Raw genomic sequence first — 21,303 nt, 5'->3', positions numbered from 1 at the left:
GCCCAGGCTTCGGCCTGGGCGTGTGGTCCTTTTTGGGACGTTTTGGCCGCTCACGGCGGTGTTTCGGTCGTCGAGCGCCGTGGGTGCGCTAGCGTCGGCGTTTCTGGGGCGAGCTGGGGCTTGCACCGCTGGGGCAAAGGGACAAGAAGCCGTGCGATCGAACGCGACGCGCGCCGAGGCCTTGGCGAAGGCCGTGCAAGACGGCGACGGCGCGGCCAACGAGCCCCACGACGCCGACATCAACGACAACGGCGTGCCGGATGACCAGGACCCGACGATCGCTTTCTTCCAGACCGACGACGTGAGCGTCGCCGCCAAGCCCAAGGGCCTGCACTTCCTCTAACGAGAGGCCGACCTGCTACCTTCCCTAATCCCATTAGGGCGGTTAGCTCAGTTGGCAGAGCGCTTGCTCGACACGCAAGAGGCCACAAGTTCAAGTCTTGTACCGCCCACTAAACCTCAGCGCTTCTCGGAGGTCGAGCAAGCGCTCTAGTGACTTGCGAGGTGCGAAATCGCCGGTGACGCGGTGCTCTCGGAGTTCGCTTCGCGCTCGCGGCGCAGGGCCAGCCCGGCCCGAAGGGTGTTGATAGCGGCATTGACGTCTGCATGGTCGCGGCGCCCGCAGCGGACGCAGTTGAACGCCGTTTGGCTTGCCGGCGTGACCCTTGCTGTCGGCCGTTTGCGACCCTCTGCGCCGTCGCTAGCGCGTGGGCGGAACGGGCACAGAAGGCGCTGCTGCTTCACCGTTGGACGAGGCGCGTATTGAAATGCCCGAGCCCGTGTTGTCATCGCAATCGACGGTACGCCGAGGGTGTGACGGCATTGGCGCTACTAGCTTGCGCTTATGCGTACTCGCCTGACCGATCTGCTCGACATCGAGCACCCCGTAATGCTCGCCGGCATGGGCGGCGTCTCCTACCACGAACTCGTCGCGGCCGTGTCGAACGCGGGTGGCTTCGGGTGTCTGGGCGCGTCCGCCATGGGCGCCGATCGGATGGTCGAAGAGATCCGGGCGACCAAGGCGCTGACCGACAAGCCCTTCGGCGTCGACCTGCTTACCGCCGCGGGCGACCTCACGCCGCAGGTCGAACAGATCATCAAGGAAGGCTGCCGCGTGTTCGTCGCCGGCCTCGGCGTGCCCCGCGACGTCGTCGAGCTGTGCCACCGCAACGGCGTGCTCGTGGTCAACATGTGCGGCAAGGTGCACCACGCGCTGCTCGCCGTCGAAGCCGGCTGCGACATCGTCGTGGCGCAGGGCACCGAAGCCGGCGGCCACACCGGCCAGGTGGCGACGCTGCCGCTCGTGCCCCAGATCGTCGACGCCGTCGACGGGCGGGCGCTCGTGGTCGCCGCCGGCGGCATCTTCGACGGGCGCGGCCTCGCCGCGGCGCTGTGCCTCGGTGCGGATGGCATCTGGGTCGGTACGCGCTTCATCGCCACGCCGGAGGCGCAGGCGGTGAAGGGCTACAAGGACAAGCTCGTGGCGATGGGCGAAGACGGCACCACCGTCTCGCGGGCCTACACGGGCAAGACGTGTCGCGTCGTGCGCAACAGCTACACCGAGTACTTCGAAGAGCACAAGGACGAACTGCAGACGTTCCCGGGCCAGATCGGGCGCGCCATGCGCGACGGCGTGTTCCACATGGGTGGCGACCTCACGACCGAAGGCGTTGATCCCGAGCGCGAGTTCTTCCCCGCCGGTCAGGGCGCGGGTGCGATCCACGAACTCGTTCCCGCGGGCGACATCGTGCGGTCGATGGTGAGCGAGGCCGAAGAGATCCTCGCCAAGCCCCGCACCCTCGTGGGCTAAGCGGGCGGGTAAACGCCAGGCTGCGTGCGCGTGGCGTCGTCGATGACGCCACGCAGGACGTCGAGCAACGCCCGCGCCGGAGCGGCGGGCAGACCCCGGCGGCGGGTGGCGACACCGACGCGGCGGCGGGGAAGCCCTTCGACCGTCACCGGTTTCCACATGCCCTGCGGCAACCACTGCGGGATGGCGGTTGCCGGCAGGATCGCCGGGCCGTGGCCTTCGAAGGTCAGCGACGCCATCAGGCGCACGCCGTCGAGCTGCGCCTTGGGCACCAACGTGATGCCGGCCGCCGCGCTGGCGAGATCGAGCTCTTGGCGATACGCGGTGTTCGGCGCCGCCATCAACAACTCCAGGCCGTCGAGGTCCTTGAGGGTGACGTGGTCGTGGGCCGACAGCGGGTGGTCCGACGGCACCACGAGCACGAGATCCTCGTCGAAGAGCGGCCGGGCGATGAGGTCGGGCACGACGAGGGGCAGGTTGATGATCATCAAGTCGAGCTGGCCGTTGGCGAGCTGCGGCTCGAGGCTGTTGGTGGTCGCCTCCACGATGAACAGCTGCACGTGCGGGTGGTGTTCGCCCATCGCTTGGAGCAGGCGGGGGACAAGCCAGCGCGCCGTCGTGCCGATGACGCCGACGTGCACGGTGCCGGATACGACGTCGTGCAGCGCGGCCACGTCGGCCACGAGCGCGTCGAGTTCGGCCCTGATGCGCCGGGCGCGGTTGGCGACGGCTTCGCCCTCTTCGGTCAGCCGGCCGGCGCCGCGGTCCACGAGCACGGCGTTGAGCTCGCGTTCGAGCCGCGCGATGTGGGTCGACACGTTCGACTGCACCGTGTGCAGGGCGGTGGCCGCGGCCGAGAAACTGCCCTCGTCGGCCACGGCAACGAGGGCGGAAAGCTGACGCAGGTCCATCGCTGGCAACGATAGCAACTATCAGCAATAACTGCTGGACAGATAGCAGCCCGCTCGGCAAAATGGTCGCAGCAAGTCGAAAGGAAGGGCCGGTATCCCCCCCACCGGCCCTTCTTTCGCGTCTACCGTCGAATGCATGCCAGGTGCTGCATTCTTCGACCTGGACCGCACCTTGTTGCGCGGTGCGAGCGGCCCGTTGATCACCGAGGCGCTGATCCAGGCGGGTCTCGTGAACGAGCGCACGCTCGCACCGCAGCAGGCGATCTACCGCGTCTTCGACATCGTGGGCGAGACACTGCCGTCGATCGCGTTGGCGCGCGCCGCGGCCGCGGCGGCAAAGGGCTGGCCGGTCGCCGCGATGCGCGATGCGGGCAAGGCGGCGGCCGAGCGCCTCGACGCCATCGTGGCGCCGTATGCCCGCCCGATCATCGACGAGCATCGGGCCGCCGGGCGCCAACTCGTCCTGGCCACCACCACGCCGTATGAACTGATCCGGCCCCTCGCCGAGCTGCTGGCCTTCGACGACGTCATCGCCACTCGGTACGCCCACGCCGATGGCGTGCTGACGGGCGCGCTCGACGGCGGTTTCGTGTGGTCGCAGGGGAAGCTGGCGGCCGTGCGGGCTTGGGCCGACGAGCACGGCGTCGACCTGGCCGACAGTTACGCCTACTCCGACTCGATCTACGACACGCCGTTGCTGTCCGCGGTCGGTCACCCGTTTGCGGTCAACCCCGATCCGCGCCTGGCGCTGTTCGCCGCGGTGCGGCGCTGGCCCGTCCTGCATCTCGACGTGCCGGCCGGGATCCCGAAGCTCATGGGCCTCGAACCCGCTGATGTGCTCAAGCTCACGGCGCGGCCCGAACTCATCCGGTTTGCCCGCTTCGACATCGGCGGCACGGAGAAGATCCCGCGTACCGGCCCGGCCATCATCGTGGCCAACCACCGCTCGTACTTCGACACCGTCGCCCTCGGCATGACGATCCTGCGCGCCGGGCGGGCGCCGCGGTTCCTGGGCAAGAAGGAAGTGTTCGACGCACCGGTCGTCGGTCAGATGGCGAGCGCGCTCGGTGGTATCCGCGTCGATCGGGGGACAGGTTCGGCCGAACCGCTGCGGCGCGCCGCGGAAGCGCTCGAGGCGGGTGAGGCCGTGGCGTTGATGCCGCAGGGCACGATCCCGCGCGGCGAGGCGTTCTTCGACCCCGTCCTCAAGGGCCGCTACGGCGTGGCGCGGCTCGCGGCGATGACCCACGCGCCGGTGATCCCCGTCGGTTTGTGGGGGACGGAGAAGGTGTGGCCCCGCGCCGAGCGTGTCCCGCGGGTGTGGAACGTGTTGCGCCCGCCGAAGATCACGGTGCGCGTCGGCGACCCCGTCGACCTGTCCTACGACGACGAAGCGGCCGACGTCGAACGCGTCATGGCGGCGATCGTCGACCTGCTCCCGCCCGAAGCCCGCGAGCCGCACACGCCGACGGACGAAGAACTCCGCCTGTCGAAACCGCCCTCCTAACGACTAGGGGGCCGAGTGGTACTTCTGGCGGATCACGTTGAGGGCGCCGCCGGCGCGGAACCAGCCGATGTGCTCCTCGCTCATCGTGTGGTTGGCCTCGAAGTCCTCGGTGGTGCCATCCGCGTGCACCAGCACGCAGTGGACGGGCTTGTCGGGCGCGAGGTCGGAGAGGCCGAGCACGGAGATCTTGTCGTCGACGCGGATGCGGTCGTACACCGACGGGTCGGCGAAGGTCAGCGGCAACACGCCCTGCTTCTTCAGGTTCGTCTCGTGGATGCGGGCGAAGCTGCGCACGAGGATCGCCTTGGCGCCGCGGTAGCGCGGCTCCATCGCCGCGTGCTCACGCGACGAGCCTTCGCCGTAGTTCTCGTCGCCCACCGCGATCCAGCCGATGCCGGCTTCGGACGCCTGCTTGGCGATGTCGGGGAACGAGTGCACCTGGCCGTCGACGAACGACACGCCCTCGCCCGCCTCGCCGGTGTAGGCGTTGATGGCGCCGAGGAAGAGGTTGCCCGAGATGTTCTCGAGGTGACCGCGGTACTTGAGCCACGGGCCGGCCGCCGAGATGTGGTCGGTCGTGCACTTGCCCTTGGCCTTGAGCAGGATGGGCAACTCCACGAAGTCCTTACCGTCCCACGCCGGGAACGGGGCGAGCAGCTGCAGCCGGTCGCTGTTCGGGTCGACGGCGATGGTGACACCGCTGCTGTCGACGGGCGGCGCGATGAATCCGGCTTCGCCGTCTTCGAACCCGGCGCTGGGCAACTCGACGCCGACGGGCTCATCGAGCACGACGCCGTCGATGGCGTCGCTGCGCGGGTCGAAGTCGAGCGTGCCGTTGAGCGCGAATGCCATCACCGTCTCGGGTGACGTGACGAAGCACAGCGTGTTGGCCGAGCCGTCGTTGCGCTTCGGGAAGTTGCGGTTGTAGCTCGTGACGATCACGTTGACGTCTTCGGGCGTCACGTCGTCGCGCTGCCACTGACCGATGCAGGGACCACACGCGTTGGCGAGCACCGTCGCCCCGATGGCTTCGAGGTCGGCGAGCAGGCCGTCGCGCTCGATGGTGGCCCGCACGCGCTCGGAGCCCGGCGTGACGAGCAGCGGCGTCTTCACGCGCAAGCCCGCCGCCGCGGCTTGGCGGGCGATCGACGCCGTGCGGGTGATGTCTTCGTACGACGAGTTCGTGCACGATCCGATGAGCGCGCTGGAGATCTCGAGGGGCCACCCGGCGGCGCGCGCGTCGTCGCCCAGCTTCGACACGTCGTGGGCGAGGTCGGGGGAGTGGGGGCCGTTGATCATCGGCGCCAACTCGTCGAGGTTGATCTCGATCAGCTGGTCGAAGACCTCCGACGCGTGCGCGTAGGCGTCGGGGTCGGTTTGCAGGTGCGGCAGCACCTTGGCGGCGGCGTCCGCGATCGCCTCGCGGCCCGTCGCCTTGAGGTAACCCGCGGCGTGATCGTCGTAGCCGAAGATCGACGTGGTGGCGCCGATCTCGGCGCCCATGTTGCAGATCGTGGCTCGACCCGTGGCGCTGATGGTTTCCGCGCCCGGACCGAAGTACTCGACGATGGCACCGGTGCCGCCCTTGACCGTCAGCACTTCGGCGACCTTCAAGATCACGTCCTTCGGCGACGACCAGCCGCTCAGCCGACCGGTCAGGTGCACGCCGATGACCTTGGGCCAGCGCACGCCGAAGGTGGAGCCGACCATCACGTCGACCGCGTCGGCGCCTCCGACACCGATGGCGATCATGCCGAGGCCACCAGCGTTGGGCGTGTGGCTGTCGGTGCCGATCATCATCCCGCCGGGGAACGCGTACTGCTCGAGCACGACCTGGTGGATGATGCCGCTGCCCGGCTTCCAGAAGCCGATGCCGTACTTCTCCGACACCGTGCGCAGGAACGCGTACACCTCGCTGTTGACGTCCTCGGCGAACTTGAGGTCCTGGTCGGCACCGAAGTGTGCCTGGATCAGGTGGTCGCAGTGGACGGTGGTTGGCACGGCGACCTGGGGCAGGCCCGCCGTCATGAACTGGAGCAGCGCCATCTGCGCGGTGGCGTCCTGCATGGCGACGCGATCGGGATACAACTCGGAGTAGGCAACGCCCTTGGTGAGGTCCTGGCCCTCGGGGTCGGCGAGGTGATTGATCAGGATCTTCTCGGCCAGGCTCAGCGGCCGGCCGAGCCGCCGGCGGGCGATGGCGACGCGCTCGTCGAGTCGGCTGTAGACCTCGTTCACGAGTTCGATCGGCGTGTTCGCTGCAACGGCCATGTCAGGCTCCTCGTCTTCTCGGCGTGATACAAGTATAATACAAGTCAGTCATGCACCGCTACCTGGAGATCGCGGCCGACGTCCGCCGTCGGGTCGAGGCGGGTGAGTTCGCGGCCGGCCGCTTGCTGCCGAGCGAGGCTGAGCTGTCGCGAGGCTACGACGCCAGTCGGGTCACCGTACGCAAGGCCCTGGAGGCGCTGCGCCACGACGGCCTGGTCGACGCTCGCCAGGGGTTCGGGTGGTTCGTCGCCGCCGACCCGGTGCGACAGACGCTCGGGCGCCTCGCCACCATCGAAGGCCAGCTCGAAGCGATTGGGGCGCAGGCCGAGCGGCGCATCCTCGACTTCGCGTTCGTGCAAGCACCGGCGCGCGTGCGCGCCCATCTCGGCGCCGGGCCGGTGCTGCGGGTGCGTCGGCTCAATCTGGCCGACGGCGAACCGTTCGCCCGCGTCACGGTGTGGATCCCGGAACGGTTCGGCCGAGCCCTCTCGCGCGACGACGTTGCCCGCCGCAGCCTCTACGAGTTGCTGCCCGTCGAACTGGGCGGCGCCGTGCAGACGATCGGTGCTGCCGCGGCGTCGGCCGACGACGCCGAACTGCTCCAGATCCCCGTGGGGTCGCCGGTCCTGCGCTGCGAACGCGTCACACACGATGTCGATCGGATACCCGTCCTCGTGAGCGAGCACGTCTTTCCGGCGCACCGCAGCGAGTTCGTCGTCGAGCTCCCCAACGTCGAGGTCTCGGACGGATCTATCGCCCCGACGGGCCTACGACTCACTACGTGAGTCGATGCCCGTCGCGGTATCTCTGGCGCCTTCGGCGCTGCCCGGACGGGGCCCCATCCCCGTCCTCCTCCCGAGCGTGGGGCCCCTCGCTGCGCTCGCCCCACGCCGGCCCGTGCGGCCGACGACTCGTCGACTAGTTGGTGACGACGCGGCCGAGGATGCCGAGCAGCAGCGCGACGCAGAAGGTGACGACGAGGGCGAGGCTGGCGTAGGCGAGCACCTGTGCGACTCCGGCGACGCGGGCGACGCCGTCCGATACCGGTTCGTCGGTGATCGGTTCTTCGGTGGCTCGGGCGAGCAGGAGCGCGGCCGGCGCGCTGAACAGCACAAGGGCGAAGGATGGGAACGCCCGGCGGCCCCCGATGAGGCTGAGCCCGATCGGGAGGAGCAGGCCGGCGGCAGCACAGACCACGGCGGCGAACGCGTAGCCGTCGGCGGCGGTGCGCGCCGGTGGGCCGACGCGCAATTCCGTCGCCGGCTCGACCGGGTCGGGTGGCGCCGCGGGTTCCGTCACCGCTTCGGGTTCGACGTCGCTCATCGGGCCAGATGCTTCCATCGTTGGGCGCGGCGCTCCTCGGCGTAGAGCAAGAGCCCGCCGAGGGACGCCAGCCACGCCACGGTCGCAAGGATCAACGTGGCGCCCGACGGCGAGTCGTGGTGAGCCGCGATCGGGGTGGCCGTCTCGGTGTGGGTTGTGCCGAGCACCGTGGTCGGTGCCGTTGTCGATGGCGGTACGCCGGTGGTCGTCGTGATCTCGACGGGCGAACCGATCAGGTCGGGCACGAGGGTCTGGGACGGGCCCGACGCCGGCGGCGGAACCGGCGCCGTGCTCTTCTTCGTCGTGGTGGCGGTCGTGGCGCCGCGGCCCGTGGTGGTCGTGCTGCTGCGGGCCGTGGTCGTGGTGGTCACCTCAGGGGGCGCGGTCGTCGACGGCGGCGTCGTGGTCGTCGGTGCGGGTGGTGGCGCCGTCGTGGTGGGGTCGAGCACCTGCGCCCGCACACCGGTAGCGGTGATCCCCGAACAGATCGCGAGCGCGCCCAACCAGACCCAAAGACTTCGGCGCACCGCTCCATCGTAAATCAGATGCCCGCAAATCCGATGACGCGTGAGAATGGGTGATGGCGCAGTCGTCCGCTTCCACGTATTGGCCGCTATTCGACCTTTCGATCCGAACGCCGCGCGTCGAGCTGCGGTACCCAGACGACGACCTGGTGTTGCGCACGGTCGAGCTCGCCGGCAAGGGCATTCACGACCCGGCCACGATGCCGTTCGGCTTCCCGTGGACCGACGCCAAGTCGCCTGAATTCGAGCGCAACTCGCTCAAGCACTGGTGGCGCAACCGGGTTGAGCACACGCCGGACAGCTGGAACCTGAACTTCGTGGTCCTGGTCGACGGGGACGTCGTCGGTTCACAAGGCGCCACCGCCTCGAACTTCGGCAAGCTCCGCCAGGCCGAGACCGGCTCGTGGCTCGGCCGCGACTTCCAGGGCCAGGGGATCGGTAAGGAGATGCGCGCCGCGATCCTGCACTTCCTCTTCGCCGGTCTCGACGCTGCGCGCGCGATCAGCGGCGCGTGGCACGACAATCCGTCGTCGCTCGGCGTGTCCCGGGCGCTCGGCTACACGGAGAACGGCTCGGAAATCCGCCTGCGACGCGACACACCCGACCGCCTCGTCCACCTCCTGCTCACCCGTGAGCAGTGGGAGCCGCAGCGGCGTAGTGACATCGAGATCGTTGGTCTCGACGGCTGTCGCGACATGCTTATTGCGTGACGAACGCCTCGCACGGCTACATCTACGAACTGCTGCGCAAGCTCGGCCTGTCGACGTTCCAGGCGTCGACGGGCGAGTTCCTGTTGGTGCGCCCGCTCAAGATCGCGCTCATCATCGTGCTGGCGATCATCGTGGCGCGCCTCACCGCCCGCGCGTTGCGGCGCGTCATCGGCACCGCCCAGCGCCGCTCGCCGCTGCGGGCGAGCTCGGCGCGCGCCGAGCAACGCGCCGACACCGTGGGCGACGTCGTGGGCAGCCTGGCCCGCAGCGCCATCCTTGCGCTCGGTTTCCTGATGGCGCTCGGCCAACTCGGTCTCAACCTCGCTCCGCTCATCGCCGGCGCCGGCATCGCGGGCGTGGCGATCGGCTTCGGTGCGCAGGCCCTGGTGCGCGACTTCCTCTCGGGGCTGTTCATCCTTCTCGAGGATCAGTACGGCGTGGGCGACACGATCGACCTCGGCGGCGACGTCGTGGGTGTCGTGGAGGAACTGAACCTGCGCACGACGCGCGTGCGCGCCGCGGACGGGACGGTGTTCTTCATGCCCAACGGCGGCATCGCACGGGTCGGCAACGCGTCGATGGACTTCTCGCGCGCCGTGGTCGACGTCCCGATCGGCAAGGACGCGGATGTCCTGGCCAGCCTCGCTGCGGTCAACGACGTCGCGACGAAACTCGGCGAGGAGTGGCCGGACCGCATCACGCAGGCGCCCCAGATGCTCGGCGTCCAGACGATCCTGCCGGCCGAGGGTCCCGTCTTGCGCGTGACCGCCACCACCAGTGCCGGCGATCAATTCGCGGTTGCCCGCGAGCTGCGGCTGCGAATCCTCGACCGCCTACGCGGCGGCGTCGCGAAGAAGTAGCCGCACGCCGAGGTTGGCCTCCGGCGCGATCTCGTAGCGGCCCTCGCCGGTCGGCTTCGCGTCGCGCACGGCGGCGGCGTCGACCGTCGTGAAGGCGACGTGGTGCACGCCCTGGGCGAACGCGCCGGTGACGAACACCCGCACGACACCACCCGTCGACCACGCGTACTCCACCCAGTCGGCGTCGAGCAGGTCGTCGTGACCGCGGGCGGTCTCCTCACCTGACAGCAAGTCGCGATAGAGGCGCACGGCGTCGTCGGCGTCGCCGACCACGTGGCCCACGTAGTCGAGGGTCGCGGGCTCGGTGCGCGGCGTCGGCAGGTGCGCCGGCGCAGGCGATTCCCACTCGCCGGCCGACTGCGCGATCTGGATCACCACGCCGGGTGCGTCCTTCGGGTGGAGGAACGCTTCCATCCACCCGGGATCCGAGACGTCGACGCCGACGGGGTGATAGCCCGCGGCCTCGATCGTGACCAGCGCGCCCTTGAGGTCGGGAACCTTGAACGTCATGTGGTGGGCGCCGGGACCGCGGTGATCGAGGAAGCGGCGCAGGAAGTCGTTGCGCTCCCAGTCGACGGGCATCAGCGCTTCCATCTTCATCCCGTTGGCGTAGCGCAACTGCGCCGACGCGAAACCGACGGTGGGGCCGCCGGAGACCCACACGCCGCCGAGGTCGCCGCGGTAGCGCGGCCATAGTTCGTCCCAGGACTCGGCGGCGAACGCGACGTGGTCGAGCTTGGCGGGCAGCCCGTCGCTCATGCGCGTTCGAGCATGGTGGTGAACAAGTCGACGTGCTCGTTCACCATGCGCGTCGTGGAGAAGTACTCCTCGACGGCGCGGCGGCACGCGCCACGATCGAGGTCGGCCGCCCGCTCGATCTTGTGGGCCATGTCGGCTTCGTCGCTACACAGGAAGCCCGTCACGCCGTCCTCGACGATCTCGGGCGCCGCGCCTTCGGGAAACGCCAGCACCGGCGTACCGCAGGCGAGCGCTTCGATCATCACGAGACCGAACGGCTCGTTCCAGCGGATCGGATTCAGCAGACCAGTGGCGCCGGCGAGCAACTCGAGCTTCTGCTCGTGCGGGACCTCACCCAAGTAGCGGATGGTGTCGCTCAGGTGCGGCTTGACGTGCTCTTCGAAGAACTGGATCTCCCATGCCTCGCGCATCTTGGCTGCCATGAGCAGCGGCACCCCGGCTCGCTCGGCGGCCTCGATGGCGCGGTGCGGCCCCTTGTCAGCCGCCATGCGGCCGAGGAAGAGGAAATAGCCGCCATCGCCCGCTCCGACGGGGAAGTCAGCGGCGTCGATGCCGTGGTGGATGACGCGCTCGACCTGGACGGTCGGCGCGGAGGTGGCCTGCGCGTGCGAGATCGCGATGATCGGCGTGCCGTCCTTGTTCAGGTGCTCGTAGAGGTCGGTGAGCTCTTCGTTGAACGGGCCGTGAATCGTCGTGGCGACGGGCAGGTCGGGGTAGCGGTCCGCCGCGTGGAACGGCCCGATGATGCTGTGGTCGTGGACGACGTCGGCGCCCCATTCGGCGATCGCCTCGTAGGCGTGGATGACGTGGCGCTGCTCGGGTACCGCCATGCCGATGCGCTGGCCCTCGGATTGCTCGAGCGCCCACTGCGTCGGGACGGGACAGGTGGAGTCGCCGGTGGCGTAGAGCAGCACCTCGTGACCGGCCGCTTGGAAGCCCACGCACAGGCGGTCGACGACCAATTCGATGCCCCCGTACAGCTTGGGGGGCACGGGCGCCCACGGGGGAGAGATGACTGCGATCCGCATGACCCCCGATGATGGCAGCAGAATGCGCTCGTGGCGGATACGCGGTTGTTCTCATTCCGGGCTTCTCGGCACAAGCGTCACTCCAAGACGCGGTTCTTCGCGCTCGTCGACGGTGTTTTTGCCATCGCGACAACGCTGCTCGTGCTCGAGTTGCACGTCGACAAAAGCGCCATCGCGCACGGGCAACTGGCCCACGTCCTGCGCCGGCAGTTGCCCGAATTCGGCGCCTACGCCATCGGCTTCCTGCAGACCTTCGGCGGATGGTCGGTGTCGCACCGCCTGTCGGCGCGGCTGCGCGGCATCAACCAGTGGATGATCCTGAGCCTCGGCATCGGGTTGGCGTTCGTGTCGCTGATCCCGTTCTCGACGGCCGTCCTCGCCGACTCGTTCGGCGACAACGCCAACCTCAAGGTGGCCGTGGCGCTCGTGGCCGGACTCGGCTTCGCGTCGACCGTGACGCTGGCGGCGGCGACCCAGCACGCGTGGAAGGTCGGCCTCATGATCGACGAGTACCACCAGGACCACTACGAATGGCTGGCGCGCCTGATGCTGGCCGCGCTCGTGGGCTTCGGTCTCGCCACGGTGATGGCCTTCGTGGTGCCGTGGGTCGCGCTCGTCCCCTTGCTGGTGGGCTACGCCGCAACCTTGTTGCCGCTGCGCATGGACGAATTCCCGTGCGCGCAAGAGGACTGAATCGGGCATACCATCGCCACGGGGCGAGGGGAGGCAACGCATGAGCGACACCGAGGGAGCCGGACGCCATGGCGAAATGCGGTTCCGTCCTGGCTTGATGCCGCCGCTGTTCGGCGACACGGCGGCCACGCTCATCGTCGACGACGATCCGGTGGTCGCCACCGTGCTCGAGAGCATCCTGTCGCCCGAGGGCTACCGCTGCGAGATCGCCACCGACGCCGCCCAGGCGCGGGCGCTGCTCGAGCAGCGCGAGTTCGCGCTGGCGCTCGTCGACGTGATGATGCCGGGCCAGTCGGGCCTTGAACTCGCGGCAGATCTGGTCGCCAAGCACCGCGATCTCGCCGTGGTCATGGTGACGGGCGTCGACGAGCCGGCGATCGCGCAGCTCGCACTCGACAGCGGCGCGTACGGCTACGTCGTCAAGCCGTTCCGGGACACGGACGTGCTCGTGGCCGTCGCCAACGCCGGGCAGCGCCGGTGCCGCGAGATCGAGCACCGGTCCCACACTGATCGCATGGAGCGCATGCTGGCGGACAAGACCGCCGAGCTCGGCGACGTCCTCGAAGGCCGCGACCCGCAGCCCTGAGTCGTCCAGCGCTTCAAGCGTGCTGCTGTTCGATGACCTCGTCGATGACACCGCGGGCGTGGGCCGGCGTCATGCCGATGTCGGACGCGATCCGTAAGACGATCTCGCGGTGGCCGGCGTCGATGGTGCCGCCCGTCGAGGCGACGCGGGCGCAGCCGGCGACGATGCGCTCCTTGCCGTGCTCGTTGAGCCCGTCGCTCAAGGTGGCGAGGTGACCTTGCAGGCCTGAGACGTCGAGGTGGGCGATGTCGTCGATGAGGTCGTCCTCGTGCCATTCGGCGTCGGCGAACGCCGACAGCACCAGCAGCGCCTCGTGCATCTCCGACGGCGTCGGTGTGCGGCCGAGCACCGTCACGATCGCCTCGCGCATGGCGAGCAGGAGGTTCGTCCGTAGCGACTCGGTCGTCGGCAAGGTCAGGACTGAAGGCTTGTAGGTCGAGTTGCAGGTTGTGCACTGCACGTACTCGCCGACGACCTTGAGCGGGATCAGCGGGATGAAGAAGGCGGTGAACCATCGCCGCGCCTGCTTGTGGCTGTAGCGGCGGTCGACGCCGCACGACGGGCAACAGAACGTGCCCGTCGCCAGTTGCTTGGCGCGCACGCGCAAGCCCCAGATAAGGATCATGTCGACCCATCGACGGAACAGCCGCTGATATGAGTGGCCGCGCGCCACTGTGGGTAGTTGGCGGACGTGAGCAACATCAGCTGGGAGACAGTGAGTGGCCTCATGGGACGTCAAGCCGTCGCCGTCGCCGTCGTCCTCACGACCACGTTCGGTGGCATCGGAACTAGCACGGCGCTGGCGTCGTCTTCACCCGCCCGGCCGGCCGTGAAAACAGCGGCAAAGGTCGGCGACCCCGCCGACGCCGTGTTCAACTTCGGCGACGACCTCGACGCCGTCAACTACCAGATCGAGTTCCTGCCCGACCAACGCGACCCCGAGCGGTTGGACGCCGCCTGCAAGGCCGTCTTCCGGGACCAGCCGCGGTTCGAGTCAGCCGTGCAGCACGCCGACCACGCCAAGGGCGTCGGTGCGGCGCTGGTGGCCGACGCCGAGCCGATCGTCGAGCTGTGCGCCGATCCGATGTCGGCCGACGACGTCGCCGAGGCCAACGCCGCGCAAGGTTTCGACGACTTCCACGAGCAAGCCTTCGACTTCGCCGCAGCCGTGAAGTAGCCCGCGGCAAGGTCGCGGCAAGGCGACATCCATACGGTCCTTCCCAGTGAACAAGGGGGCCGTGATGGGGAAGCGAATTGCAGGAGCGTTGGTCGTCGTGTTGCTCGCGGGGCTCGTCCTCAGCGGTGTCACCAGCCCGCCGGCTCAGGCCGCCGACTACGCGGTCGACCCGGTCCCGCCGAGCGCCGGACTGCCACTGGACTTCACGGCATACGTCGACAACGGAACCACCGTCACGCCGGTGCACGGCAATTTGTTGCTGAATCCGGTGTTCACGATCCGGGACGCGCAAGGACGAGCGCTCTACGACATGTGCGTCGTCTTCGGCGTCGGCGGCGGCGTCGTGCTCACACCCGCCGCGCTCGCCGCCGGGACCATCCCTCCCGTGTTCCCCCTCCAAATCGGCCTCCTGAAGTTCGCCCCCGGTGGCGCCAACCAGTGCACGTTCGACGAAGCCGTCACCGCCGGCCTCACGGCACTCACGGGACTCGTGAACCTGGCCCTGAGCGGCGTCGGCGCGAACTTCAACGCCGACGAACTGCTGACCCAGCTCACGCAGCCTCTGAGGGACGTGTTCCACGCCGATGAGACATGTGATCCTCGCGGCTCTGCCGCGCCGCACACGGGCGTCGAACTCTTCCTGGACATTCCGTTCACGTCGAACGTCGTCTCGTTCGGGTTCCGCGACGCTGCGGCCGTGCCGCGCATCTTCGAAGCGACGGTGTACAACGCCGACCACGGCTTCGACGGTGTCCTCGAGTCGCAGACGAGCTGCCTGGGTGGCGCCGGCCGGCTCAATCCGGTGTTCTCGTTCACGGATCGCACCACCCGCGCCACTGACGGCGACCTCACGGTCACAGCTCGTACCCCGACAAACTTCTCGTTGCATGCGACCGTCGTGCAGCCGCCACCGGCGACGAGCGACGATCAACTCGCTGCCGGAACCCCGCGGCCGCAGATCGGGGTGCCGTCCAAGCTCATCGGTGGCCTGCCCTCGTCGCTGGGCAAGACGCCCGTGTGCACCCTGTCGCCGATCAAGGCCCGGTTCGGTGGGCTCTGCGCCAAGCCGGCGCCCAAGACAACGCCGCTGTTCAACGTGAGCCTGAGCGACGTTGTCCCCGCCAACGCCACCTACGGCATGCAACTCGGCAACCGCAAGCCGGTGACGGTTGGCGGTGTGCACACAGCGCACACGATCGGGAGCATCGACGCGCTCGTCTCCGGGCTGCCAACCGTCAACGGGCGCGGTGTCCTCGGAGCCGTGATCGACCAGACGGTCGACGGCCGATTCGTGACCCAAGGCGTCCACTATTCGGTCCCCGGCGCGCCGCCCCAATACCTGGCGAGCACCGTGTTGTCTCAACTTCAACTCGCCCTGCGTCTCGATCCGGACACGCCGGTACGAGATCCCGATCCGCGCCAGGACTACGGAGCCGTCAACGTCGCCATGACGAAGGTGCCGTCGACGCTCAACGTGTCGCTCACCACCGACACCGCACCCACCAGCGGCGCCATGCGGGTCCATGAAGAGCACAATGCGCCGGTAACGCTCGGGCCGAGCCTCACGCTTCGCATCCCGATCGGCGTGGGCACAGCGGCCAAGGTGTTGACGGCGACAACACCCGAACTGACCTCGCCGGGTGACCTCTGCTTCCAAGCCGGACCCGACTGCAACACCGACGTCAATCGCACACTCGAGCACCAGAACAGCGACTACGACCTGTTGAACCGGCCGACGGACCGGTTGTCGGTGTTCGCGTCGTTCCCGAACGCCCTCCACGACGCTTCGGTGCACATCGACACCATCCCACCGGGTGGAGTCTCGGAGCCCTACGTCTACGTGGACAATCTCTCCATCCAGCGTTTCGAATTCCACAACGGCGGCAGCGACCTCACGGCCGGCCACGTCTTCGACTGTCCCTTCCAGTGTTATGACCCGCGGCAGTACCCCGTCACGCCCGACGGTGAGCAACTGCTGTGCATCGACGACGACGAGGCGCCCTTCCCGTTCGCGGTTGGCCAGCCGACGTGCACCAACGTGGACGATCCGTTCTTCTTCGTCGACACCCGCCAGCTGCCGTTGCGGGCGACGGTGAGGCTGCCGTCGCATCGCCCGTTCAACGGCATCTTCGACACGTACACCTTCGGGCGGCCGGGGCAGGAGTTCTGGGCGGCAGACCGGCTCATCTGGGTACGCGGCATCGACTCCATCGACAACCCCGGAAACTGCGGTGGCTACACCGACGTCGATACCGACTCCAGCATTCCGTTCTACGACGACATCGTCGACAGCTACATCTGTTAGTGGGCGTAACAGGACTCGAACCTGTGACCTCAGCCGTGTGAAGGCTGCGCTCTAACCAACTGAGCCATACGCCCGGTGTTCGGGGGACAGAGGTTATCCGGACGCGCGGAGTTTCTCGGCCTCGGCGCGCAGCGTCCTGGCGGCTTCGGCGTCGCCCCGCGCCTCGGCGATCAAGGCGGCCTCGTCGCGGCAGTCGGCGAGGCGGGGGGCGCGGCCGATCTTGGGCGAGAGCGCCTCGGCCTGGGCGAGCAAGTCCTCGGCGTCGTCGAGACGGCCCTCAGCCCGGGCGACAGCCGCGAGACTCCACGTCGGCCACCACAAGAGGTTGCGCCAGCCCGACGAGCGGGCGAGCACGAGGGCTTCGTCGAGGTAGTGCCGGGCGCCTTCCAGATCGCCGGTGCGGCGGGCGAGCTCGCCCCGGCTGTGCAGCGTGCCCGACACCATCGCCTCGTCGCCGACCGCCCGCGCGCGGGCGACGGCCTCGTCAAGGACCTCCTCGGCGATGGCGTAGTCACCGTCCTCGAGCGCAGACCAGCCGGCGAGGTTGAGGGCCCGAGCCAGCGCCGGCTCGTCACCGGTCTGGCGCCACGCATCGGCGGCCTGGTCGAAGTGACGACGTGCCGATTCGGCGTCGCCGTCGGTCAACGCCATCTCACCGAGGGTCATGTGCAGCCAGGCGACGGCGTTCGGAGATCCCAAGCGGTGCCACAGCGCCAAGGCTTCTTCGAGCCGTGCGCTGGCGGCGGCGGCGTCGCCGTCGGCGGTGGCGAGGCCGGCGAGCACGGTGAGGTGCTCGGCGAGCATCCGGCCGTCGCCGAGTTCGCGCGCCAAGGCGTGACCTTCGTCGGCCAAGCTGCGCGCCAGACCACGATTGCCGTCGTCGAAGGCGACGCGGGACAGCTGGTGGGTGAGGGTGGCGATCACGCGCTTGTCGCCTTCGACGCGTGCCAGCTCCAGCGCCTCCTCGAACAGCGGGCCCGCTGTCTCCTGGTCGTTCTGTTGCGACGACAGCAACCCGAGGTTGCGCAGCGCTACCGCCCGCTGACGGTCGTCGTTGGCGTCGGTGGCGGTGCCGAGCGCTTCGTTGAGCAGCGCACGCGCTTCTTCGTAGGCGAAGCGGTTGCGGGCCAGCGCGCCGAGGTGGTTCAGCGTGCGGGCCGTTCCGGCGGGGTCGTCGAGCGAGCGCCAGCGCACGAGCGCGGCGTTGAGGAACCGCTCGGCCGCTTCGTTGTCGCCCTGCTCGGTGGCGAGGGCGCCGGCGGCGTCGAGGGCGCGGGCGACGAGGTGCGGCTCGACGCCGTCGATGTGTTCGAGGCCCTGCTCGATCCAGCGCCGGCCGCCGGCCCAGTCGCCGCGCACCAACCAGTAGCGCCACAGCGCCACCGCGGGCTCGAGCGCGGCGGCGCCGAGCCAGTCGAGACAGGCGCGCACGTTGGCCTCGTCGACCGCCAGGCGACGCAACCATTCGGACTGCTTGAGGCCGGTGAGCTCCGCGTCGGCCGACAGCGCCAGGGCGCGGAAGAACGTGGCGTGGCGGTCGCGCACGGTGACAAGTTCGTTGCCGTCCTTCAACTGCTCGAGCGCGTACTGCTTGATGGTGGCGAGCATGCGGTAGCGCGACGCGTTGTCCTGTTCCTCCACCACGACGAGGCTGCGGGCCACGAGGCGGGCCAGGCCGTCGACCACGTCGAGTTCCGACAGCTCGCCGAAGGCGCACACCGCGACTGCGGCGTCGAGGTTCCAGCTGCCGGAGAACGCGGCCAGGCGGGCGAACAGCGTCTGCTCCATCGGCTCGAGCAGGTTGTAACTCCAGTCGACGGTGGCGCGCAGCGTCTGTTGGCGCGCCATCGCCGCGCGTGACCCGCCGGTCAACAAGCGGAACTGGTCGTTGAGGCGGGCGTTGATCTCGTCGACGGACAGGGCGGCGACGCGGCCGGCGGCGAGTTCGATGGCGAGCGGGATGCCGTCGAGGCGGCGGCAAATGGCCGACACCGTGGCGAAGTTGGCGTCGGTGAGGGCGAAGCCCGGCCGGCGTTCGGCGGCGCGGTCGGCGAAGAGTTGCAACGCTTCGGCGTCGACCATGGCGCCGATCGGCAGCACGCTCTCACCCGGGATGCCGAGGGCCTCCTGGCTGGTGGCGAGCACCACGAGCTGCGGGCAGTGGGTGCACAGCTGCTCCACCAGCGCGGCGACCGGTGCGAGCTGGTGCTCGCAGTTGTCGAGCACAAGAAGCAAGTGCCGGCTGGCGAGCGCTTCGGCGAGCGACTCGTTCGTCGGCGCGTGATGGTCGAGCAGGTCGAGGGCGTTGGCGACGGCGTCGGGCACGTCGTCGGGATCGGCGATCCCGGCGAGTTCGACGAGCCAGGCGCCCTGCGGGAATCCGTCGACGACGTCCGAAGCGACCTGCAGGGCGAGCCGGGTCTTGCCCGAGCCGCCGGTGCCGGTGACGGTGACGAGCTTGGCGCCGCTGCGGATCCGTTCGGCGGCATCGGTGCGCTCGTCCATGCGGCCGATGAACGAGGTGATCGGCTTGGGCAGGTTGCCGGGGACGGCGTCGGCGCGCACGCCGGGGAAGTGGGCGCGCAGATCGGCGCGCCCGAGTTGCCACAGGTGCGTCGGCGACGGCAGATCCTTCAGGCGATGACGGCCGAGGTCGACGAGGGTGGCGCCTTCGGGTGGGCCACCGGCGAAGTGCAGCGTCGACGCCGAGCACAAGACCTGGCCGCCGTGGCCAGCGCTACAGATCCGCGCCGCCTCGTGCACCGCCAGGCCCACGTAGTCGCCGTTGCGCACGACGGCCTCGCCGGTGTGCAGCCCCATGCGCACGCGCAGCGGGGGATCGGGCCACGGGAAGTTCGACACCGCCGCCTGGGCTTCGAGCGCACCGGCGAGGGCGTTGTCGGCCGACTCGAAAGCGACGAATACGGCGTCGCCGCGGGTGCCCACCTGGCGGCCGCCGTTGCGGGTCAAGGGTTCGTCGAGGAGTGCGTAGTGGGTCGTCAGCAGATCCGGCCAGGCGTCGCCGTGTTTCTGGATGAGATGCGTCGAGCCTTCGATGTCGGTGAACAGAAAGGTGACGACGCCCTCAGGGAGCGCGTCGGACACGTCAGTCGTTGGACGATCGGGTGAACGTCGCCATGGCCTGCAACACCACCGCGAGGCCCCAACCGAGGATGACCCAGGCCGGCCAGAAGTAGCCGCCGCCGGCGAGTGCCCACACCGCCACGAGGAACGCGTTGACGACGACGTAGGCGCGGGCGTGCACGATGAAGGCCGTTCGGGCGACGCGCTGGAGGCGCTCGCCCCGCTCCACTGGCTCCGGCAGCACGACGCCCAACTTACTTAAGTAACGTTGCTACGACAGGCAAACACAAGGAGTCGGCAATGCAGGTTCGCGACAAGATCTATATCGACGGCGCCTGGGTGCCGTCGACGGGTGCGCAGACGCTCTCGGTGATCAACTCTTCGACCGAAGAGGTCATGGGAACGATCCCGGAAGGGACGCCCGAAGACGTACAGAAGGCGGTCGCGGCCGCCAAAGCCGCGTTCCCGGCGTGGGCGGCAACGCCGCGAGAAGAGCGGGGCAAGTACATCCAGCGCATCGCCGAGGGCCTCGGCGCCCGCATGGGTGAGATCGCCCAGGTCGTCGCCGGTGAGCTCGGCATGCCGCTGAACCTCGCCATGCTCATCCAGGCCGGCCTGCCCGCCGCCAACTGGGGCTCGATCGCCGGCGTGCTCGACAGCTACGAGTTCGAGACGCAGGTCGGTAACTCGCTCGTCGTGCGCGAGCCCGTCGGCGTCGTCGGCGCCATCACGCCGTGGAACTACCCGCTGCACCAGATCACGCTGAAGGTCGCACCGGCGCTCGCCGCGGGCTGCACCGTCGTGCTCAAGCCGTCCGAAGTGGCGCCGCTCAACGCATTCATCCTCGCCGAGATCATCGACGAGGTCGGCCTGCCCGCCGGCGTGTTCAACCTCGTGACCGGCGTCGGCCCGATCGTCGGCGAAGCCATCGCGTCGCACCCCGACGTCGACATGGTGTCGTTCACCGGCTCTACTCGCGCCGGCAAGCGCGTCGCCGAACTGTGCGCGCAGCGCGTCGCCCGCGTCGCCCTCGAGCTCGGCGGCAAGTCGGCCAACGTGATCCTGCCCGACGCCGACCTGCAGACGGCGGTGACCGACGGCGTGGGCAAGGCGTTCCTCAACTCCGGCCAGACGTGCTCGGCGCTCACCCGCATGGTCGTGCCCCGCGACAAGCTCGCCGAAGTCGAGCGCATCGCCGTGGAAGCGGCCGAGACCTACACCGTCGGCGATCCCTTCGGCGGCGAGGCCAAGCTCGGCCCGCTCGTGTCGGCGGCGCAGCGCGAGCGCGTGCGCAGCTACATCCAGAAGGGCATCGAGGAGGGTGCGACGTTGCTTACCGGTGGCGCCGAGGCTCCCGAAGGCCTGGATAAGGGCTACTACGTCAAGCCGACGGTGTTCTCGAACGTCGACAACAAGATGACGATCGCGCAGGAGGAGATCTTCGGCCCTGTGCTGTCGATCATCGCCTACGACACCGAGGAAGAGGCGATCGAGATCGCCAACGACACCATCTACGGCCTCGCCGGCGGTGTGTGGTCGGGCGACAAGGAGCACGCCAAGCAGGTGGCGCTCCAACTGCGCACCGGCCAGGTCGAGGTCAACGGCGGTTCGTTCAACCTGAACGCCCCGTTCGGTGGCTACAAGCAGTCCGGTCTCGGCCGCGAAGCCGGCACCTTCGGCCTCGAAGAGTTCCTCGAAGTGAAGAGCCTCCAGCTCTAACCCCGAATCGGTACGCGCTTTGTGCCCTCCAAGGGC

The 21,303-nt window shown here is 69.0% G+C and carries 20 protein-coding genes and 2 tRNA genes; 12 read left to right on the top strand and 10 right to left on the bottom strand.

Annotated elements, in window-relative coordinates; genetic code table 11:
* Positions 1-151: 151 nt before the first annotated feature.
* The 3 genes from VHC63_18080 (at position 152) to VHC63_18070 (ending at position 1,810) form a co-directional block, all read left to right on the top strand.
* Positions 152-343, top strand: a complete 192-nt coding sequence (locus tag VHC63_18080; protein ID HVV38523.1) for a hypothetical protein — start codon at positions 152-154, stop codon at positions 341-343.
* 36 nt (positions 344-379) lie between these two features.
* Positions 380-452 (top strand) — tRNA-Val (locus VHC63_18075).
* 392 nt (positions 453-844) lie between these two features.
* Positions 845-1,810 carry a nitronate monooxygenase gene (locus VHC63_18070; protein HVV38522.1) on the top strand — a complete coding sequence of 322 codons (966 nt, stop codon included), beginning with the start codon at positions 845-847 and terminating at the stop codon, positions 1,808-1,810.
* On the opposite strand, the gene VHC63_18065 is transcribed toward VHC63_18070, so the two are convergent.
* Positions 1,807-2,721: a LysR family transcriptional regulator gene (locus VHC63_18065; protein HVV38521.1), complete on the bottom strand. Its 915-nt coding sequence runs from the start codon at positions 2,719-2,721 to the stop codon at positions 1,807-1,809. The genes VHC63_18070 and VHC63_18065 overlap by 4 nt on opposite strands.
* Positions 2,722-2,857: 136 nt before the next feature.
* Between VHC63_18065 and VHC63_18060 the strand changes: the two genes are divergently transcribed.
* On the top strand, positions 2,858-4,228 hold the full coding sequence (locus VHC63_18060; GenBank protein HVV38520.1) for an HAD-IB family hydrolase: 1,371 nt from the start codon (positions 2,858-2,860) through the stop codon (positions 4,226-4,228).
* A gap of 3 nt (positions 4,229-4,231) precedes the next feature.
* Here VHC63_18060 and VHC63_18055 read toward each other — a convergent pair whose 3' ends face one another.
* Positions 4,232-6,499, bottom strand: coding sequence for an aconitate hydratase (locus VHC63_18055; protein HVV38519.1), 2,268 nt, complete (start codon positions 6,497-6,499; stop codon positions 4,232-4,234).
* A gap of 50 nt (positions 6,500-6,549) precedes the next feature.
* Here VHC63_18055 and VHC63_18050 point away from each other — a divergent pair, with 50 nt between their 5' ends.
* Positions 6,550-7,284, top strand: a complete 735-nt coding sequence (locus tag VHC63_18050) for a GntR family transcriptional regulator (protein HVV38518.1) — start codon at positions 6,550-6,552, stop codon at positions 7,282-7,284.
* A 133-nt stretch (positions 7,285-7,417) separates the two neighbouring features.
* Here VHC63_18050 and VHC63_18045 read toward each other — a convergent pair whose 3' ends face one another.
* The gene (locus VHC63_18045; protein HVV38517.1) at positions 7,418-7,822 is read right to left on the bottom strand and encodes a hypothetical protein; all 405 of its coding nucleotides are present in this window, start codon (positions 7,820-7,822) and stop codon (positions 7,418-7,420) included.
* Positions 7,819-8,349, bottom strand: coding sequence for a hypothetical protein (locus VHC63_18040; protein HVV38516.1), 531 nt, complete (start codon positions 8,347-8,349; stop codon positions 7,819-7,821). Before VHC63_18040 ends, VHC63_18045 begins: the two co-directional genes overlap by 4 nt.
* 53 nt (positions 8,350-8,402) lie before the next feature.
* On the opposite strand from VHC63_18040, the gene VHC63_18035 reads away from it, so the two are divergent.
* Both VHC63_18035 and VHC63_18030 read left to right on the top strand, forming a co-directional pair.
* Positions 8,403-9,056 (top strand): GNAT family protein, encoded by a 654-nt coding sequence (locus VHC63_18035; protein HVV38515.1) that lies wholly within the window; start codon positions 8,403-8,405, stop codon positions 9,054-9,056.
* The gene (locus tag VHC63_18030; protein HVV38514.1) at positions 9,053-9,916 is read left to right on the top strand and encodes a mechanosensitive ion channel domain-containing protein; all 864 of its coding nucleotides are present in this window, start codon (positions 9,053-9,055) and stop codon (positions 9,914-9,916) included. Before VHC63_18035 ends, VHC63_18030 begins: the two co-directional genes overlap by 4 nt.
* Here VHC63_18030 and VHC63_18025 read toward each other — a convergent pair.
* Together VHC63_18025 and VHC63_18020 are read right to left on the bottom strand one after the other, a co-directional pair.
* A complete protein-coding gene (locus tag VHC63_18025; GenBank protein ID HVV38513.1) occupies positions 9,890-10,675 on the bottom strand; it encodes a VOC family protein in 786 nt (261 codons plus the stop codon). The genes VHC63_18030 and VHC63_18025 overlap by 27 nt on opposite strands.
* Positions 10,672-11,703 (bottom strand): glycosyltransferase family 4 protein, encoded by a 1,032-nt coding sequence (locus VHC63_18020; protein ID HVV38512.1) that lies wholly within the window; start codon positions 11,701-11,703, stop codon positions 10,672-10,674. The genes VHC63_18025 and VHC63_18020 overlap by 4 nt, the downstream gene beginning before the upstream one ends.
* A gap of 30 nt (positions 11,704-11,733) precedes the next feature.
* Between VHC63_18020 and VHC63_18015 the strand changes: the two genes are divergently transcribed.
* Together VHC63_18015 and VHC63_18010 are read left to right on the top strand one after the other, a co-directional pair.
* Positions 11,734-12,396, top strand: coding sequence for a TMEM175 family protein (locus tag VHC63_18015; protein HVV38511.1), 663 nt, complete (start codon positions 11,734-11,736; stop codon positions 12,394-12,396).
* Between the two features lie 40 nt (positions 12,397-12,436).
* The gene (locus VHC63_18010; GenBank protein ID HVV38510.1) at positions 12,437-12,982 is read left to right on the top strand and encodes a response regulator; all 546 of its coding nucleotides are present in this window, start codon (positions 12,437-12,439) and stop codon (positions 12,980-12,982) included.
* A gap of 13 nt (positions 12,983-12,995) precedes the next feature.
* Here VHC63_18010 and VHC63_18005 read toward each other — a convergent pair whose 3' ends face one another.
* Positions 12,996-13,607 carry a zinc ribbon domain-containing protein gene (locus VHC63_18005; GenBank protein ID HVV38509.1) on the bottom strand — a complete coding sequence of 204 codons (612 nt, stop codon included), beginning with the start codon at positions 13,605-13,607 and terminating at the stop codon, positions 12,996-12,998.
* A 102-nt stretch (positions 13,608-13,709) separates the two neighbouring features.
* Here VHC63_18005 and VHC63_18000 point away from each other — a divergent pair, with 102 nt between their 5' ends.
* Both VHC63_18000 and VHC63_17995 read left to right on the top strand, forming a co-directional pair.
* The gene (locus VHC63_18000) at positions 13,710-14,159 is read left to right on the top strand and encodes a hypothetical protein (GenBank protein HVV38508.1); all 450 of its coding nucleotides are present in this window, start codon (positions 13,710-13,712) and stop codon (positions 14,157-14,159) included.
* A gap of 46 nt (positions 14,160-14,205) precedes the next feature.
* Entirely contained in the window at positions 14,206-16,464 is a 2,259-nt protein-coding gene (locus tag VHC63_17995) for a hypothetical protein (protein ID HVV38507.1), read from the top strand.
* On the opposite strand, the gene VHC63_17990 is transcribed toward VHC63_17995, so the two are convergent.
* The 3 genes from VHC63_17990 to VHC63_17980 form a co-directional block, all read right to left on the bottom strand.
* Positions 16,465-16,538: transfer RNA gene (locus VHC63_17990), tRNA-Val, on the bottom strand.
* A 19-nt stretch (positions 16,539-16,557) separates the two neighbouring features.
* Complete coding sequence (locus VHC63_17985; protein ID HVV38506.1) at positions 16,558-19,569, bottom strand: tetratricopeptide repeat protein; 3,012 nt, start codon at positions 19,567-19,569, stop codon at positions 16,558-16,560.
* A gap of 1 nt (position 19,570) precedes the next feature.
* Positions 19,571-19,792: a 2TM domain-containing protein gene (locus tag VHC63_17980; GenBank protein HVV38505.1), complete on the bottom strand. Its 222-nt coding sequence runs from the start codon at positions 19,790-19,792 to the stop codon at positions 19,571-19,573.
* Between the two features lie 56 nt (positions 19,793-19,848).
* Between VHC63_17980 and VHC63_17975 the strand changes: the two genes are divergently transcribed.
* Complete coding sequence (locus VHC63_17975) at positions 19,849-21,267, top strand: aldehyde dehydrogenase family protein (GenBank protein ID HVV38504.1); 1,419 nt, start codon at positions 19,849-19,851, stop codon at positions 21,265-21,267.
* Positions 21,268-21,303: the final 36 nt, after the last annotated feature.

The sequence above is a fragment of the Acidimicrobiales bacterium genome, assembly GCA_035546775.1.
Taxonomy (GTDB): domain Bacteria; phylum Actinomycetota; class Acidimicrobiia; order Acidimicrobiales; family JACCXE01; genus JACCXE01.
Note: the sequence above shows the minus strand (reverse complement) of the source record. Positions and strands in the feature narration are given on the sequence as shown.

Excerpts from the sequence above, each read along its gene's own strand:
- VHC63_18065 (HVV38521.1), bottom strand. The coding sequence starts at position 2,721 with ATGGACCTGCGTCAGCTTTCCGCCCTCGTTGCCGTGGCCGACGAGGGC.
- VHC63_18035 (HVV38515.1), top strand. The coding sequence starts at position 8,403 with ATGGCGCAGTCGTCCGCTTCCACGTATTGGCCGCTATTCGACCTTTCG.
- VHC63_18025 (HVV38513.1), bottom strand. The coding sequence starts at position 10,675 with ATGAGCGACGGGCTGCCCGCCAAGCTCGACCACGTCGCGTTCGCCGCC.
- VHC63_18020 (HVV38512.1), bottom strand. The coding sequence starts at position 11,703 with ATGCGGATCGCAGTCATCTCTCCCCCGTGGGCGCCCGTGCCCCCCAAG.
- VHC63_18010 (HVV38510.1), top strand. The coding sequence starts at position 12,437 with ATGAGCGACACCGAGGGAGCCGGACGCCATGGCGAAATGCGGTTCCGT.
- VHC63_18070 (HVV38522.1), top strand. The coding sequence starts at position 845 with ATGCGTACTCGCCTGACCGATCTGCTCGACATCGAGCACCCCGTAATG.
- VHC63_18050 (HVV38518.1), top strand. The coding sequence starts at position 6,550 with ATGCACCGCTACCTGGAGATCGCGGCCGACGTCCGCCGTCGGGTCGAG.
- VHC63_18060 (HVV38520.1), top strand. The coding sequence starts at position 2,858 with ATGCCAGGTGCTGCATTCTTCGACCTGGACCGCACCTTGTTGCGCGGT.
- VHC63_18045 (HVV38517.1), bottom strand. The coding sequence starts at position 7,822 with ATGAGCGACGTCGAACCCGAAGCGGTGACGGAACCCGCGGCGCCACCC.
- VHC63_18055 (HVV38519.1), bottom strand. The coding sequence starts at position 6,499 with ATGGCCGTTGCAGCGAACACGCCGATCGAACTCGTGAACGAGGTCTAC.
- VHC63_17975 (HVV38504.1), top strand. The coding sequence starts at position 19,849 with ATGCAGGTTCGCGACAAGATCTATATCGACGGCGCCTGGGTGCCGTCG.
- VHC63_18000 (HVV38508.1), top strand. The coding sequence starts at position 13,710 with ATGGGACGTCAAGCCGTCGCCGTCGCCGTCGTCCTCACGACCACGTTC.
- VHC63_18005 (HVV38509.1), bottom strand. The coding sequence starts at position 13,607 with ATGATCCTTATCTGGGGCTTGCGCGTGCGCGCCAAGCAACTGGCGACG.